The following is a 14,547-nucleotide window of genomic DNA, read 5'->3' as shown; positions in this document are numbered from 1 at the left end:
CGCTCCACTCAGACTGGCTTCACGCCAGCAGAAAGCAGGGCGTTTTCAAATTTATCCAGGAAGATTTCCAATTCAGCATTGCTGATCAGCAGGGATGGCAGCAGACGCAGAACGCAACCATTACGGCCGCCGCGCTCCAGAATCAGGCCTGATTCAAAGCATTTTTTCTGCAACAGCGCAGATAGCTCGCCATCAGCCGGGTAGCAACCCATGTGATCCTGCGCTTCGTCAGGTTTAACCATCTCAATCCCGATCATCAAGCCCAGACCGCGAATGTGACCCATCACAGGATAACGTTTTTGCAGCTCAGCCAGTTTGGCTTTCAGCCATTCACCTTGCTCAGCGACTTTATCTGCCACCTGATTGTCTTTGAGATGTTTCAGCGTCGTCAGGCCAGTTGCCATTGCCAACTGGTTGCCACGGAAGGTTCCCGTATGGTGACCTGGTGCCCAGGCATCGAACTGTTTCTTGATACCCAGTACCGCTAATGGCAAGCCACCGCCGACTGCTTTGGACATCACGATGATATCTGGCTCAATGCCCGCGTGTTCAAAGGCAAAGAATTTACCAGTACGTGCAAAGCCAGCTTGAACTTCGTCGATGATCAGCAGAATACCGTGTTCTTGCGTCACTTTACGAATGCGCTGCAACCACTCGGCAGGTGCAGGGTTAACGCCACCTTCACCCTGAACGGCTTCCAGAATGACCGCAGCCGGTTTGCGCACGCCACTTTCAACATCGTTGATCAGATTTTCAAAATAGTAAGTTAATGCTTTAACGCCGGCGTCACCGCCAATGCCCAGCGGGCAGCGGTACTGATGCGGGTAAGGCATAAACTGGACTTCAGGCATCATGCCGTCGACGGCTTCTTTCGGTGACAGGTTGCCGGTTACCGACAGCGCGCCGTGCGTCATGCCGTGGTAGCCACCAGAGAAACTGATCACACCAGAACGGCCGGTGTATTTTTTTGCCAGTTTCAGAGCGGCTTCAACCGCATCGGCACCAGAAGGGCCGGTAAACTGGAGGCAGTACTCTTTGCCCTGACCTGGCAATAAGGAAAGCAGGTATTCGGAGAACTGATCTTTCAACGGCGTTGTCAGATCAAGTGTATGCAACGGCAAGCCGCTAGTAATGACACGTTGGATGCTTTGCAGCACGTCAGGATGGTTATGACCAAGCGCGAGCGTACCCGCACCAGCCAGACAATCAAGATATTGATTATTCTCAACATCGGTGATCCACACGCCTTCAGCTTTCGCAATTGCCAGAGGCAATTTGCGTGGATAACTCCTCACGTTCGATTCAAATTCAGCTTGTCTTGCCAAATAGGTTTCATTGTTTCCGTTTAATGAATTCGCACCTAAACTGTCAATACGGACTTTATCCGTCATCATATCTCTCCTACAACCGTGTGCTCGCTGGCAACCACGGTTGAATAAATGAATTAAACACATAACTACTATAAGAAAAACGCGGCCAATATAGGGTTTTTCAGTCACCGACTCAATGATTTATTTCGTTTCAAAATCTTTATTTTTTTGCATAAAAATCAAATGGTTGGGTTATTTTTTTGTTAATCATGATGCCATGGCTATCTTACATGCTTATTAAATAAGCAAAAAAAATCCTCTGGCCGCAGGGTTTTTGAGCCTAAAAGGTGGTAACAAACGGAGTAAACAGCACTTTTAGCTAGAGAAAACGGAATGGAAACCGCAGGCGAGGGGGAATGTGATGCTGCCTTACATGTTGTTTCAGCCTTTATATAACTGATACGGAGGTTTTGGATTCCTCTACAACCCGTCAGATCGGGTTCCAGCGGTTTCTGAGATAATTAACCGCTTCCTGAGTTTGTGGCTGATTGAGATAATTTTCTCTGAACAGGATCGTGCCATTAATATGTGGCGTAGACTCATTCAAATCGAGCTGCTTTTTCAGTTCTGGCACACCGCCCTTTATCATCCAGTCTGGCTCATTCTTTGACGGCTCACCGACTTTATACAAAGCAACGCCAATATAGAGACGCGTGCTCGTGGGCCTCACCACGTCTGCCCACCATTTTGCCAATACATCGTAGCGCGCGGCGTCGCGCGCGAAAGGCCAGTATAGCTGTGGGGCAATATAATCCAGCAACCCTTGCTGTACCCACTGGCGGGTATCTGCATAGGCTTCATCATAGGCTGCCGCACCTCGTGTATCGGAACCGGCTACATCGTGCGAGCGGTTGCGCCATACGCCGGCGGGGCTGACGCCGAATTCAACCTCGGGCTTCAACTGCTTGATGGTACGCGAGACCTGCTCAATCAACCGTTGCGTATTGTGTCGCCGCCAGTCGGCTTTTGAGTTAAACCCTTGACCATATCGTTTAAAGGTTTCGCTATCGTTAAGAGCAGAAGTCGATGATTCGGCATAGAAGTAGTCATCAAACTGCACACCGTCAATCGCGTAGTGTGACACGACTTCGGCCACGATACTGGTGATCCAATTTCGTGCTTCTGGGATGCCAGGGTCGAGAACAAAGCGATCGCCAGCGGTGCGTATCCAGTCACGGTGCAACACAAACACGCTGGCTGGATCCTGCGATAATGTACGGTTTAGCTCCGTCACGGTTCCGGGTTTGGTATTGACGGATACGCGATAGGGATTAAACCAGGCATGGACTTTCATACCGCGTTTGTGCGCTTCATCAAGCATGAACTGAAGCGGATCGTAGCCAGGCGCTTCACCAATATTGCCGGTCAGCATATCTGACCAAGGTAATATTTTAGATGACCAAAGTGCAGTGCCATCCGGTTTAACCTGGAAAAATACGGTATTGATACCGAGACTTTTCAATCTATCCAGCTTACCTGCCATCGCCTCCTGCTGCTGAGTAATGCGGATGGCAGGGCTGCTAGCATTGACTGACGCCACTGGCGGCCAGTCGAGACGGGAAACAGTCGCCAGCCAGACTCCGCGTACCGGTTCCTGACTTTGCTGAGGCATGGCTGGTAGTGACTGTTTAACGGTAGGAACAGGGGTAACAAGTGAATTCGGCGGTTTGGAGGCGCAACTGACAAGTAGAAGCGCAGTAGCGATAAGTACGACTGGCTTTTTCACGTTGGTTAGCTCTTATTTTTGCGACTATTTGCCCATGGGTCAACGGCACTATCATCTAGTTTTGCGGGCGTGACATCACCCAAGGAATCAAGATACAGCGCTTCAACTTCGGCGCGAGCCCACGGTGTACGGCGCAGAAACTTTAAACTGGATTTCACACTAGGATCGCTTTTAAAACAATTGATGTTGATCAGCCGACCTAGCTCAACCCAGCCAAAACGGGCAACCAGCGCATTGATTTGCATTTCAAGCGTTACACCATGTAAAGGGTCTTTAGAAATATGAGCAGCCATGTAGTAGAAGTCCGGTAATTTCAGGTTTTAACAAAGGAAGGTTACAAGAAAGCTGGGCGAGCGGCAATGTATGTGACGGTGTGAGGATGACAATATTGGTATCAATACGCAGGATTACACGCATTATAGTATTAATAACCAGACTATCGTAATGGACATAAAATATCAGATCGCTCAACTCGGGCTGAGCCTCTTTCATGTGTTCTACTATTTTTTAAATTACTTAGATAAAAATGAAAAATTAAGGTTTCGTCGAAAAAAATCGATCAAATATAACGGAATTACCAATAAAAACATTAATATCATTCTCAATAAATAAAATGCATTTCATTATCCTTGATAAAAATTCTGTATATAAAATCTAGTGTTTGTTCCTTCATTAAGAGCCATTTAAACCAGATGGAGAAATGTTATTGACTATTGGATTGCAAAACATTTCTGCTCACATGGAGCGATTAATATCACCTTTTTCGGTAGTATTTTCTACATTGTAAAAGTCACTGACAATAAGTGATCTATGAATAATAAAACTGCAAAATAACTGAAGAGAGGGATGTAACAATGAAATTAACACCAATAATAGCCTTTTTAGGATTATTCAGTGTCGCAAACGTACATGCCAACAACGATATCCCCCACAATGCCACTCATGACAAAACCGATTTATTGATATTAGTCAATAATGGGGATGCGTCTGAAGGTCCTGGTGGGAATGAGGTGGAAAGGGAAGTAATGGATAGAAATATCTTCTTCACTACCAGAATTCAGGGTGAAAAAAATATTTCTCATCATAAGGTTATTTAGCGCACAATTGATGAATTTATGATTCTAGGAAAACAGAGTAATGACGCTTTATCAGGCAAAGCCCGCTTTTCAGGCGCTTTTGCGCCCATTCATGTTCTGGCTGCACAAATACCGCGTTACCGCTAATCACATCACGCTCGCGGCGATGGTCCTCTCTTTTATCACCGGCGCAGTATTGATGGTTTTCCCCGAGCCTGGTCTGTTTGTTCTGCTCCCGATTGTGCTGTTTGTGCGCATGGCGCTTAATGCGCTGGACGGCATGCTGGCACGCGAATGCAACCAAAAGTCGCGTCTCGGCGCCATTCTCAATGAGATCGGTGATGTGCTTTCTGATATCGCGCTCTACCTGCCTTTTATGCTGTTGCCATACAGTAATACGCCGCTGGTTCTGGTCATGGTACTCTGTACGGCCATGACCGAGTTTTGTGGTGTGCTGGCGCAAACTATCAATGGTGTACGCAGCTATGCCGGACCATTGGGAAAAAGTGACAGAGCGCTGGCATTCGGCGCTTGGGGGCTGGCGTTGTCCATTTGGCCACAGTTTGTGCAATGGAATAATGTTGTCTGGGGGATAGCCACAGTATTGCTGCTGTGGACGGTCATCAACCGCTGCCGTAGCGCATTATGTGATGAGGTGGCGAAATGATGCTGTGTCCAGGGGAAAGCAGGCGGAGATTGGTGACCCACTGAGTTTTAGTCCCGATAAAAACGCGTTTATGGACGATCTGAAGTGCCAGTTGTTGGCGCTTTCGCAACAAACAACAGGAAGTCATCCTCATGATTAATACAAGGACGCCTGAAGAGCGGCAATTTTTGACCAGTGACAGCACCGAGCTGTTTTATCGCTACTGGCCCGCAACGTCGGCAGGAGCAACGCCGAAAGTTATTGTTCTGTTCCACCGCGGACATGAACATTCTGGCCGTTTGCAACATATTGTCGATGAACTGGCGATGCCGGACACGGCGTTCTACGCTTGGGATGCCCGTGGACACGGGCGTTCGCCGGGCCAGCGCGGCTACAGCCCATCGCTGGCTCGCTCAGTTCAGGATGTAGACGAGTTTGTTCGTTTTGCTGCAACTGACAGTCAGGCTTCAATCGAAGATGTGGTGGTTGTGGCGCAAAGCGTTGGTGCAGTTTTGGCGGCAACCTGGGTGCATGATTACGCTCCGGCTATTCGTGGTCTGGTGCTGGCGTCACCGGCGTTTAAGGTCAAACTGTACGTACCGTTTGCCCGTCCAGGGCTGGCATTGATGCACCGACTGCGCGGACTCTTTTTTGTTAACTCCTACGTGAAGGGCAAGTATCTGACCCATGACTCGGTACGGGTGGCGAGTTTCAATCAGGATCCGCTGATTACCCGTCCTATCGCGGTCAATATTCTGCTAGATCTCTACAAAACGGCAGAGAGGATTGTCAGTGATGCCAGCGCAATCACCTTGCCAGTGCAGATGTTGGTCTCTGGAGAGGATTACGTTGTACACCGTCAGCCGCAGATCGACTTCTACCAGCGACTGCGCAACCCGCTAAAAGAGCTTCATGTGCTGCCGGGTTTTTATCACGATACGCTGGGTGAAAAAGAGAGACATCTGGCGTTCGATAAAATGCGTGAGTTTATTGATACGCTCTATGCTCTGCCTCCTCAACGTTTCGACTACAGCAACGAAGATCGCTGGAGTCCGGGGGCGGATACCTGGAGGATGTTGAGTGGCGGGCCAGAACCTTACTCATTGGACGATATCGCCTGGCGTGGCTTGCGCTATGGTATGAAGATGCTGGGGACGCAGTCCACCGGGGTTCGTCTGGGATTTGAAACAGGTTTTGATTCCGGCAGTACGCTCGATTATGTCTATCGCAACCAACCGCAGGGTAGCAGCGCCCTGGGGCGTCTGATTGACAAACACTACCTCAACAGTGTTGGCTGGAAAGGGATCCGCCAGCGTAAAATCCATCTGCAAATGTTGATTCAGCAGGCAGTTGCCAAACTTGCAGAGCAAGGAACAACAGTGCGGGTGGTTGACGTTGCCGCTGGCCACGGACGCTACGTACTCGATGCGCTGGAAAGTGAAACAGCGGTGGATGAAATTTTACTGCGAGATTACAGCGAATTAAATGTGACGAGAGGCCAGGAGATGATTGCTTCTCGCACAATGGCGGCACCTGCGCGTTTTGAACGGGGGGATGCCTTTAACCGTGAAGAACTGGCCGCGCTTCAGCCTCGTCCGACGCTGGGGATTGTTTCTGGACTGTACGAATTGTTCCCGGAAAATACGCTGGTGCGTAATTCGCTTGCCGGGCTGGCAGATGCCATTGAGCCAGGAGGTATTCTGATCTATACCGGGCAGCCCTGGCATCCGCAGCTAAAAACCATCGCCTGGTCGCTGACCAGCCATAAAGATGGTAAGGCGTGGGTGATGCGAGTACGTACTCAAGATGAAATGGATGTACTGGTGCGGGAGGCTGGGTTCGATAAATGCGCTCAACTGATAGATGAGTGGGGAATTTTCACCGTTTCAATGGCGGTACGTCGCGCATCATGACAACCCGACGTTCTGTTTACCAGCAAGGTATTGGCTGGTTGCTGCTGCTTGCTCCGTTTTTCTTTTTAACGTATGGGCAGGTTAATCAGTTTACCGCCGAGCGAGATAACATTGGCAGTCTGGTCTTTGAGTGGGAGCGGCATATTCCTTTTGTGCCGCTGACCATTATCCCTTACTGGAGTCTGGATCTGCTGTACGGCTTATCGCTATTCGTCTGTACAACGCTGAATGAACAGCGGCGACTGGTCTGCAAATTGGTGTTGGCTTCACTGATTGCCTGCATTGGTTTCTTGTTATTTCCGCTGCAATTTACCTTCACCAGACCGGAGCTAACCGGTCTGGCCGGGTGGCTTTTTGGTCAGCTTGAACAGTTTGATTTACCGTACAATCAGTCGCCGTCGTTGCATATTATTTTATGCTGGCTGCTGTGGCTGCACTTCCATCGTCATCTGAAAGGTAAATGGCAGACATTGAACGGCGGTTGGTTTTTGCTGATTGCCGTATCGGTTCTGACCACTTGGCAGCACCATTTTATTGATGTCATCACCGGGCTGGCGGTTGGTATGGTTATCGACTGGGTGACTCCGGATCAGGTCCAATGGCGTTGGCGTATCGCCTCTGGTAAGCGTAGGATCTTGGCCGTTCGCTATCTGTGTGGTGCACTGGCGTGTCTGGCAGGAACATTTTTCACGCTCTGGTTGTGGTGGCCGACATTGGCACTGCTGATAGTGGCGCTGGCTTACGGTGCGCTCGGCGTTGAGGCATTACAAAAAGATAGGATAGGGAGGTTAACACCCGCCGCCCTGTGGCTGCTGTTTCCTTGGCGGACGGGGATGATGCTCTCTATGCGCTACTATACCAGCCATTTGCCGGCAGTCAGTCCGCTGGTTGATGGGCTTTTTTTAGGGACGTACCCGCGAACGCCTCTGGAACAACAGGCGGTGCTGGATCTGACCAGCGAATTTCCCCGCTCCCGTGCTTCACGAGGTGTTGCGTATTCCAGTGTACCTATGCTGGATCTGGTTAATCCGGATGGTGACACACTTTGTCAGGCTGTGGATACTCTGGAGAAGCTGCGCATAAAACATGGCAGCGTACTGGTTCACTGCGCACTGGGGCTCTCACGCAGCGCACTGGTGGTTACAGCCTGGTTGTTGCAGTACTATCCGGAATTGACACTGCCCCAAGCCGTTGAGCAAGTACGTAAAGCTCGTCATCAGGTCATTTTTACACCTGAACATATGGAATTGCTGGAACGATGGAAGACAAAAATCAGGATATAAAATGTAGGCCAGCTCTGCAGGCCTACCTCATACAGCAAACACTGGCAAGTTGGCGGTTTTTTCTGCTTTTTTCCGCACCACCGTTCATGTGGGGGCTTTTCATTGCTCAGATGAGTTTACCTGGTATTTTTATCGTATTTCTATGCGGTATCGTCTGGTTTGGTTGCTGGCGACTCTGGCTGGATGAACGCTATTTCAGATTTATAAGTGAAGAAAATAACGAGATCGCAGGAGAGGTACTCCATTTTATCTGGTGCCGAGAAAAGTTACAGCAGCGAACATTTGCTGACCGCCAGCGAGGAACTCTGAATCTTTTTCGGCATACAATGCGGCTCACGGGGATGCTGTGGGTTGTATGGTTGATGGTGGGATTGTGGGTTATGTGACGTTACGTGAATGCATTCACAAATCCATAACCGAGTACGACGTGTCAACGTTGCTTGCCACTGACAGTAATTTTCGCTATCCGTATTCCTTGGAGGATATCTAAGGGTGGAATGAATAAGTAGAGCCAAAGCCATAAACTTCGAGCTCTACTTTCAGTCTGTTACCGAGAATTGCACAAAGCTGCGCAACATCGGTAAGATATTTCAAAATCTCACGGGATTAGACTAATTGCATAGCATGAAAGTTAATCATCAAACGCTATACATAAATATCTATAGCATTATCTTCCGTTGGATTATTGACGCCTTCAGCGACTCTGAGGGTGGTGTTATCTTTTGATACATCCTCAACGCCTACTCCATTTTTATCTGCCGCCTTTTGAGCTTGCTGTTGCTGAATTTGTGCGAGCTGGGCTTGCAGCATCCGAATTTGTGCCTGGATAAGATCCTGCATCTCTTTTTTTTCTTTAGCTCCGATAGCCGTATCGGCACCTAACTCTTTTAGCTTTTGCGTCAACTGAGAGATCTGTTTGGTAATCGCAGCAATTTGTGAGCCGTTGCCTCCTGAGCCCGCTTTCGAACTGCTTGACACACTGCTGCTATCCATAGTTATTGTTGCCATAATTCCTCCGTTAGAGAGTGCTTAGTGAGACAGTACTTATTAAGAATAGCGGTTATAAAACCAACTTAGCTTTGTGTTGCGGCGATACGTTTTCCAACCTCTGCGGAAAGGTCTATTACGATGCTTGCAGGACGCATCATTACGACTAAATCAGTGATCTTACCCTCATCATTAAATTCAATAAGATCGACACCGGTGAGGAACTCGTCACCCATGCTGGCTTTGAACTCTAAAACATAACCTGATTTGCTGGAAAAGTGTCTAGCATACTGAAAGTTTTCAAGTACGCTAAAGACAACTGGCAGAATGACCATCAGTGGTCCCTTGCCGTGGTAAGGGTCTAACGTCGACGGGTTACTGAAAACAACATCTTCAGCCAGTAAATCAGGCAGCCGTTCCCAATCTGATTCAGCGACGATGCGATGCCACTCCTGAAGCCCGGACTGCACCGCTGCATTAGGTGAAGCCTGGTGGATGTTGTGCTGGTTACTTTGTTCTACATTACTCATATTTATTTCTTTCCATTCATTATGTTAGTCATAAAATTATTAATGCCATTTCACCGTAAATAGAAAACATGGTGGTTTTGGGTATTATCTCTAACAACCAGTCTCGGAATAGTTTTAGGAAATATGCCCATTTCACAGAAAAATGTAATATAGGTACGATGTCCTTTTTAATTCATAGAATCGTGCTAGTGCTGACATTTACCATTTTAATAGATGGAAGGTTTTTAATTGCTATAGCGCGCTGCTGCATAACTGTTGCTAAACCCCTGAGCCAGAAGCATTCTTGCATGCTCAAATGAATTCCATTCTTTAATGTCAGGAACAGGAGGGATTGTGACCAGCTCCTGACGGTCAAAACCGATAAGTGCAGCGTTGACTAACTCTTCTACTTCCATGACGTCAGGCACGTTGCTGATATCAGTTCCGATACGCTCGTAAATTTCAGTGCGCGTGGCGGCAGGCAGGACGGCCTGGATATAAATATTTTTAGCATTTAGCTCAGTTGCCAGGCTTTGAGAGAGAGTCAGAACATAAGATTTAGTGGCTGCATAAATACCCTGAGAGTATTCGGGTAACAGTGCCAGCACTGAGGCAATATTAATGATAGCGCCACGACCTTCCTTTACCATCTCCTTTACCGCAGCGGAAGCGAGAAGGGTAGGCGCAGCAACGTTAAGCTGCAGAAGATTTTGCATCTTCGCTGACTCTGCTTCTGCAAATCCGCCCGCCAAACTTGCACCTGCATTGTTGACAAGAATATCAATGAAAGAGCCGTCCTGAAGGCGCTGAACCACCTGTTCGAGTTGGGTATTATCTGTCAGATCGGCAGTTATCACCTCGATGCCAACGGCATGAGCGCTGCGCAATTCAGTAGCCAGGCTTTCGAGACGTTCAGTTGCGCGTGCAACCAGTACCAGGCTGTGACCACGCGCGGCGAGGCGGCGTGCGTATTCAGCACCGATGCCACTGGAAGCACCTGTAATAAGGGCTGTCGTCATATTTTATATTTCCTAATCATTATTCAATAATGAATATGTAAAAAATAGAGTTAACATCGTGACGAAAATCGACCTGGCTGCTCCGCTTAGCCGTTTAAAGAAAACGGATATACCCTGAGCTAATAAAAAACTTACAGGACAAAAATTCAACTCGGTTAATTCTCATCAATAAGTAATGAAAATATTACTCATCATGAAATAGAATTATCAGCCACGGGACTTAAGACTGGGCATCACATAATGTTCGTAATGTCCTACGCCATTTTTCACAACCGGATCTTCTGACGTTAGTTCACTGATATCCTGTTCATCGGCGATTTGAAAAAGTGATACGCCATAACCACCATTTTCATCAATGACAGGGCCATGAGCAATGATAGTACCACGGTCCATCAGGCTATTAAGGTAAACACCATGCTGAGTCATCAATGATTTCTCATGCTCGGTCATTGTTGACAGAAAGTCACTTCTTGGAGGAATAAACTTGCACAAATAAAATTTCATAACTTTCTCCTGGTATAGGATGCCTTTTAATATGAACAAGTGTTAATTAACACGGTCCAAAATCATCCTAATTACCGCAGGCTCAATCCGGAATATGATAAGGGCACATTCATCACGCAGAGTTTTTTAAACAGGCATTATCTCAATGCAATGAATGTAAAACTTCCCCGTGTCAGCTCAGAAAAAATATGTGTTTGATGATGATCAAACAGCACTCTTCACGCTCTTAATAATTGAACTTTCAAACATGCCAGGCGCGTACTGCTGCAGGAAAAGAATCATCCCTGTCATCTTGCCAACCGGATTACTGAATTTGGGTTTTTTGGCTTCAATGAGATTACCGATAGTTCTCACTACGGCTTCCGGCGATTCGGCGTCCTCAATTCCTTTTTGCGTAGCGGCATTAGCCTGAAGGCGATAAGAATCATAATCCTTAATACATTCTCCGGTAGCTGCGACGGCATTATGGCCAAGATTAGTTTTAAACCATACCGGTTCGACCATACTTACGCTGATGTTGAAATGCTCAAGTTCAAAACGCAGTGATTTGAAGTAGCCTTGTACTGCATGTTTTGACGCGCTGTAGTAGGAGAGGTTGGGTGGCCCTATCAGGCCGACAATCGAACTGACCGTGATAATCTGCCCATGTTTTTGTTCCCTGAATAAAGGGAGAAGAGCATTCGTTACCCGCACAGTTCCCCAAAAATTGGTTTCGAACTGCTTCCTGCCCAAATCGATCGACGTTTCTTCAGCCAGGCCTGTCACCATATAGCCAGCATTATTGATAAGTACGTCTAAACGGCCGACTTCACTTATCACATTTTGTCTGAAAGCGGCAACGGAGTCCTCATTGTCAATGTCAAGTTTCAGCAATTTGAATGGGACATTGTGTTGGTGCTTCTCGGGTTCACGGCTGGTACCAATGACTGTGTGTCCGATTTTTTGCAGACTTTTAGCAACGAGCAATCCAAAACCTGAGGATGCTCCCGTGATGATGATCGTTTTCTTCATGCTGTTGTATCCTGTGAAGCACCGCTAACAAGCGATTTTTATGAAACCTGATGCACTTAACTGACAGCAGCCGGCGCTGCTATTTCCCGCTGCTGCAGATAAATAAGCCATACTGCTGGCGTGTCAGAAAGAGGCCCTTGTCTATCTGGTCTACACGTTCCTCAATATTGGACGCTTGACGAAATGGATGTTAGTATCATTTTGATAGTCAGTCAATACAAAAAAGATAGTGATGAGGGAAGGCAGCATTCCCGGGCATCTCAGGTTTTGAACGTGGTGAAACATCAAATTTTATCAAGACTAAGATGTACTGAATATTTAACACCTTATAAGCAGCTAAGAGCATTACTGTGGCGATGTTGATAAAATTGTAAGAAAGGATCGTGCTAGCCATGCGGTGGGTATGCCCCTAGGTTTATTAAGCGATTACACTATTACGCGAAGGCTGTGAAGGCTGTGAAGCTGTGAAGCTGTGAAGCTGTGAAGCTGTGAAGCTGTGAAGCTGTGAAGCTGTGAAGGGAAAAATAGGGGAATATTAATGCTTCATACAAGTAATTTATTACACTCTTGGTTGGCCGGTTACCTCTGCCAGTCGTTAGGACGTGACGACAAAGTCGTTGTAGACACTCGCGTTTATCTCAGCCAACAAATCAAATTTGAAAATGTGCTTTAAAATCAATTAAATTCCAACCTACTTTTAGTGAACATTATGAAAAATAAAGATTTCTCAACCGGATCTTGTCCTATTGCAAGAAGCCTCGTTTTTTTAGGGGATGCATGGACAGTGCTGATACTCAGAGATGCCCATGCCGGAATGACTCGTTTTGATCAATTCCGTAAAAGCCTGGGGATTGTACCAACGATGTTAACCAAGCGACTGGCCTCACTGACTCAGGAAAATCTTCTGCAAAAGAGGCTGTATTCTGAGCATCCGCCACGCGAGGAGTACGTTCTGACAGAGTCGGGACGGGACTTTTTATCTGTGCTGTTTATGTATGAAGCATGGGGACGAAAATACCGCGGTGAAGGTGAACTCATGCGGATACTTGATGATGAAACCGGACTTGAAGTGCAGCCTGTAGCGATAGACCGTATTACCGGTGCTGAAATCGGTACTAGGTCGTTTCACATCGTGCAGCCAAATATAACTCAAGATGGAGGCAGTAATGACATTATCAGGAACTGAACAAAATACATGGATAAATCGCCCTAATTGGCCCTTGCTGAGGTTGTGTACATGGCCTGCAATACAGGTGTTCATAAATCCGCTGTAAAAGATAATGGAATTTATTATGTACGGTCATATACGCTATCACGGTATCAATATTGCGTTTGAGAGTTTTGGCGATGAATCGACAGAAGTTATCATCCTTGTCGCTGGACTTGGATCTCAGATGATCAGCTGGTCCGATTCATTTTGTCAAAACGTTGTAAGCAGAGGCTATCGTGTTATTCGTTTTGATCACCGCGATGTAGGGTGTTCTTCACATTTTCACGACTCTCCTGTTCCAAATATGGGAGAGGTTAATAAAGCCATGTTAGCAAACCGTCAACCGGACGTTCCTTATACGCTGGATGATATGGCGGGGGATTTAATTGGTCTGATGGATGCCCTTTCAATTACAGCAGCGCATTTTGTAGGCAGGTCTATGGGGGGGATGATCACCCAGATTATTGCCGCTCATCACCCTGAAAGGGTGTTATCGCTCTCAATAATTATGTCGAGTTCCGGAAACCCTTCGTTGCCACAGACAACGTCAGACGTCATGGCTTTGATGACGCAACCTGCTCCTAATCCTTTCCTTAATGAACCCGAATATATCAATCATCGTCTGCGGCAGGCTGAGCGGTTAGCGGGTAAGGTCTATCCCTTTGATGCCGAAAGGTGCCGCAGTCAATTCAAGGAGGAACTCAGGCGTTGTTTCAACCCTGAGGGATTTGCAAGACACATGGCGGCGCTTGTTGTTTCTGGAGATAGACGGGCACTGCTGGCCAGGATAGCGGCTCCGACACTGGTGATCCATGGAACTGATGACCCTCTGTTTGTACCTTCACATGGTGAGGACGTTGCCATAAATATCCCTGGAGCTGAATTTATGCTTATTGACGGTATGGGACATGATATTCCGAATCAGCTAAACATCCTCGTTACTGATGCGATAGTACAGATCGCACAATGTCGACATCAGAATTCCGCGTAGCATTGTTTTCTCGAAAAACGAGTTGATCGCACCAGCGTGTAGGTCGAACAGATCTACGCATTTATCCTTGTAGATAATATGGATATGAAGGAGGTAACCTGCAAACATAACGTCGTGAAAGGGAAAGGTGAGCGGCGCTTTAGCTACATGATTTTTAGTGGTGGGGATTGATTCGTGAAGTGATTGTGTATTAAACTCAATTTAACATAATATACATTATGCGAACCAATGGGGATTCACGCAGGAACTGGCCGTCACACTGAGCAAATCCCCACATCCGCAAAACACTTTTTCTGGCATCA

The 14,547-nt window shown here is 47.2% G+C and carries 15 protein-coding genes; 7 read left to right on the top strand and 8 right to left on the bottom strand.

Annotation, left to right across the window (positions count from 1 at the left end):
• Positions 1–8 precede the first annotated feature (8 nt).
• From A8F97_RS06860 to A8F97_RS06850, 3 genes are all read right to left on the bottom strand, one after another.
• A complete protein-coding gene (locus tag A8F97_RS06860; protein WP_014699970.1) occupies positions 9–1,391 on the bottom strand; it encodes a diaminobutyrate--2-oxoglutarate transaminase in 1,383 nt (460 codons plus the stop codon).
• 409 nt (positions 1,392–1,800) lie between these two features.
• On the bottom strand, positions 1,801–3,096 hold the full coding sequence (locus tag A8F97_RS06855; protein WP_033071509.1) for a glycoside hydrolase family 10-like protein: 1,296 nt from the start codon (positions 3,094–3,096) through the stop codon (positions 1,801–1,803).
• A gap of 5 nt (positions 3,097–3,101) precedes the next feature.
• Positions 3,102–3,389 carry a VF530 family protein gene (locus A8F97_RS06850; RefSeq protein WP_025919098.1) on the bottom strand — a complete coding sequence of 96 codons (288 nt, stop codon included), beginning with the start codon at positions 3,387–3,389 and terminating at the stop codon, positions 3,102–3,104.
• Positions 3,390–3,950: 561 nt separating this feature from the next.
• Here A8F97_RS06850 and A8F97_RS06845 point away from each other — a divergent pair.
• From A8F97_RS06845 to A8F97_RS06825, 5 genes are all read left to right on the top strand, one after another.
• The gene (locus tag A8F97_RS06845; protein ID WP_033071510.1) at positions 3,951–4,193 is read left to right on the top strand and encodes a hypothetical protein; all 243 of its coding nucleotides are present in this window, start codon (positions 3,951–3,953) and stop codon (positions 4,191–4,193) included.
• A 40-nt stretch (positions 4,194–4,233) separates the two neighbouring features.
• Positions 4,234–4,839 (top strand): CDP-alcohol phosphatidyltransferase family protein, encoded by a 606-nt coding sequence (locus tag A8F97_RS06840; protein WP_014699975.1) that lies wholly within the window; start codon positions 4,234–4,236, stop codon positions 4,837–4,839.
• A gap of 131 nt (positions 4,840–4,970) precedes the next feature.
• The gene (locus A8F97_RS06835; RefSeq protein ID WP_014699976.1) at positions 4,971–6,731 is read left to right on the top strand and encodes a bifunctional alpha/beta hydrolase/class I SAM-dependent methyltransferase; all 1,761 of its coding nucleotides are present in this window, start codon (positions 4,971–4,973) and stop codon (positions 6,729–6,731) included.
• A complete protein-coding gene (locus A8F97_RS06830) occupies positions 6,728–8,014 on the top strand; it encodes a phosphatase PAP2/dual specificity phosphatase family protein (protein WP_014699977.1) in 1,287 nt (428 codons plus the stop codon). Before A8F97_RS06835 ends, A8F97_RS06830 begins: the two co-directional genes overlap by 4 nt.
• Complete coding sequence (locus A8F97_RS06825; RefSeq protein WP_033071511.1) at positions 7,990–8,400, top strand: hypothetical protein; 411 nt, start codon at positions 7,990–7,992, stop codon at positions 8,398–8,400. The genes A8F97_RS06830 and A8F97_RS06825 overlap by 25 nt, the downstream gene beginning before the upstream one ends.
• A 259-nt stretch (positions 8,401–8,659) precedes the next feature.
• On the opposite strand, the gene A8F97_RS06820 is transcribed toward A8F97_RS06825, so the two are convergent.
• The 5 genes from A8F97_RS06820 to A8F97_RS06800 form a co-directional block, all read right to left on the bottom strand.
• Positions 8,660–9,022, bottom strand: a complete 363-nt coding sequence (locus A8F97_RS06820) for a FlxA-like family protein (RefSeq protein ID WP_015730497.1) — start codon at positions 9,020–9,022, stop codon at positions 8,660–8,662.
• Between the two features lie 65 nt (positions 9,023–9,087).
• The gene (locus A8F97_RS06815) at positions 9,088–9,531 is read right to left on the bottom strand and encodes a nuclear transport factor 2-like protein (RefSeq protein ID WP_050512659.1); all 444 of its coding nucleotides are present in this window, start codon (positions 9,529–9,531) and stop codon (positions 9,088–9,090) included.
• Positions 9,532–9,755: 224 nt separating this feature from the next.
• Positions 9,756–10,529, bottom strand: coding sequence for an SDR family NAD(P)-dependent oxidoreductase (locus A8F97_RS06810; RefSeq protein ID WP_015730499.1), 774 nt, complete (start codon positions 10,527–10,529; stop codon positions 9,756–9,758).
• A gap of 207 nt (positions 10,530–10,736) precedes the next feature.
• Positions 10,737–11,033 (bottom strand): YciI family protein, encoded by a 297-nt coding sequence (locus A8F97_RS06805; protein WP_033071512.1) that lies wholly within the window; start codon positions 11,031–11,033, stop codon positions 10,737–10,739.
• Positions 11,034–11,237: 204 nt separating this feature from the next.
• Positions 11,238–12,044 (bottom strand): SDR family oxidoreductase, encoded by an 807-nt coding sequence (locus tag A8F97_RS06800; protein ID WP_015730501.1) that lies wholly within the window; start codon positions 12,042–12,044, stop codon positions 11,238–11,240.
• A 709-nt stretch (positions 12,045–12,753) separates the two neighbouring features.
• Here A8F97_RS06800 and A8F97_RS06795 point away from each other — a divergent pair.
• Both A8F97_RS06795 and A8F97_RS06790 read left to right on the top strand, forming a co-directional pair.
• Positions 12,754–13,230 (top strand): winged helix-turn-helix transcriptional regulator, encoded by a 477-nt coding sequence (locus A8F97_RS06795; protein WP_015730503.1) that lies wholly within the window; start codon positions 12,754–12,756, stop codon positions 13,228–13,230.
• Between the two features lie 106 nt (positions 13,231–13,336).
• Positions 13,337–14,245 (top strand): alpha/beta fold hydrolase, encoded by a 909-nt coding sequence (locus A8F97_RS06790; protein ID WP_033071513.1) that lies wholly within the window; start codon positions 13,337–13,339, stop codon positions 14,243–14,245.
• Positions 14,246–14,547 lie beyond the last annotated feature (302 nt).

This window comes from Pectobacterium parmentieri (genome assembly GCF_001742145.1).
Lineage (GTDB): Bacteria > Pseudomonadota > Gammaproteobacteria > Enterobacterales > Enterobacteriaceae > Pectobacterium > Pectobacterium parmentieri.
This window is presented reverse-complemented; position numbering and strand designations above follow the sequence as displayed.

Excerpts from the sequence above, each read along its gene's own strand:
- A8F97_RS06805 (WP_033071512.1), bottom strand. The coding sequence starts at position 11,033 with ATGAAATTTTATTTGTGCAAGTTTATTCCTCCAAGAAGTGACTTTCTG.
- A8F97_RS06840 (WP_014699975.1), top strand. The coding sequence starts at position 4,234 with ATGACGCTTTATCAGGCAAAGCCCGCTTTTCAGGCGCTTTTGCGCCCA.
- A8F97_RS06835 (WP_014699976.1), top strand. The coding sequence starts at position 4,971 with ATGATTAATACAAGGACGCCTGAAGAGCGGCAATTTTTGACCAGTGAC.
- A8F97_RS06850 (WP_025919098.1), bottom strand. The coding sequence starts at position 3,389 with ATGGCTGCTCATATTTCTAAAGACCCTTTACATGGTGTAACGCTTGAA.
- A8F97_RS06795 (WP_015730503.1), top strand. The coding sequence starts at position 12,754 with ATGAAAAATAAAGATTTCTCAACCGGATCTTGTCCTATTGCAAGAAGC.
- A8F97_RS06860 (WP_014699970.1), bottom strand. The coding sequence starts at position 1,391 with ATGACGGATAAAGTCCGTATTGACAGTTTAGGTGCGAATTCATTAAAC.
- A8F97_RS06790 (WP_033071513.1), top strand. The coding sequence starts at position 13,337 with ATGTACGGTCATATACGCTATCACGGTATCAATATTGCGTTTGAGAGT.
- A8F97_RS06845 (WP_033071510.1), top strand. The coding sequence starts at position 3,951 with ATGAAATTAACACCAATAATAGCCTTTTTAGGATTATTCAGTGTCGCA.
- A8F97_RS06825 (WP_033071511.1), top strand. The coding sequence starts at position 7,990 with ATGGAAGACAAAAATCAGGATATAAAATGTAGGCCAGCTCTGCAGGCC.
- A8F97_RS06810 (WP_015730499.1), bottom strand. The coding sequence starts at position 10,529 with ATGACGACAGCCCTTATTACAGGTGCTTCCAGTGGCATCGGTGCTGAA.
- A8F97_RS06820 (WP_015730497.1), bottom strand. The coding sequence starts at position 9,022 with ATGGCAACAATAACTATGGATAGCAGCAGTGTGTCAAGCAGTTCGAAA.
- A8F97_RS06800 (WP_015730501.1), bottom strand. The coding sequence starts at position 12,044 with ATGAAGAAAACGATCATCATCACGGGAGCATCCTCAGGTTTTGGATTG.
- A8F97_RS06815 (WP_050512659.1), bottom strand. The coding sequence starts at position 9,531 with ATGAGTAATGTAGAACAAAGTAACCAGCACAACATCCACCAGGCTTCA.
- A8F97_RS06830 (WP_014699977.1), top strand. The coding sequence starts at position 6,728 with ATGACAACCCGACGTTCTGTTTACCAGCAAGGTATTGGCTGGTTGCTG.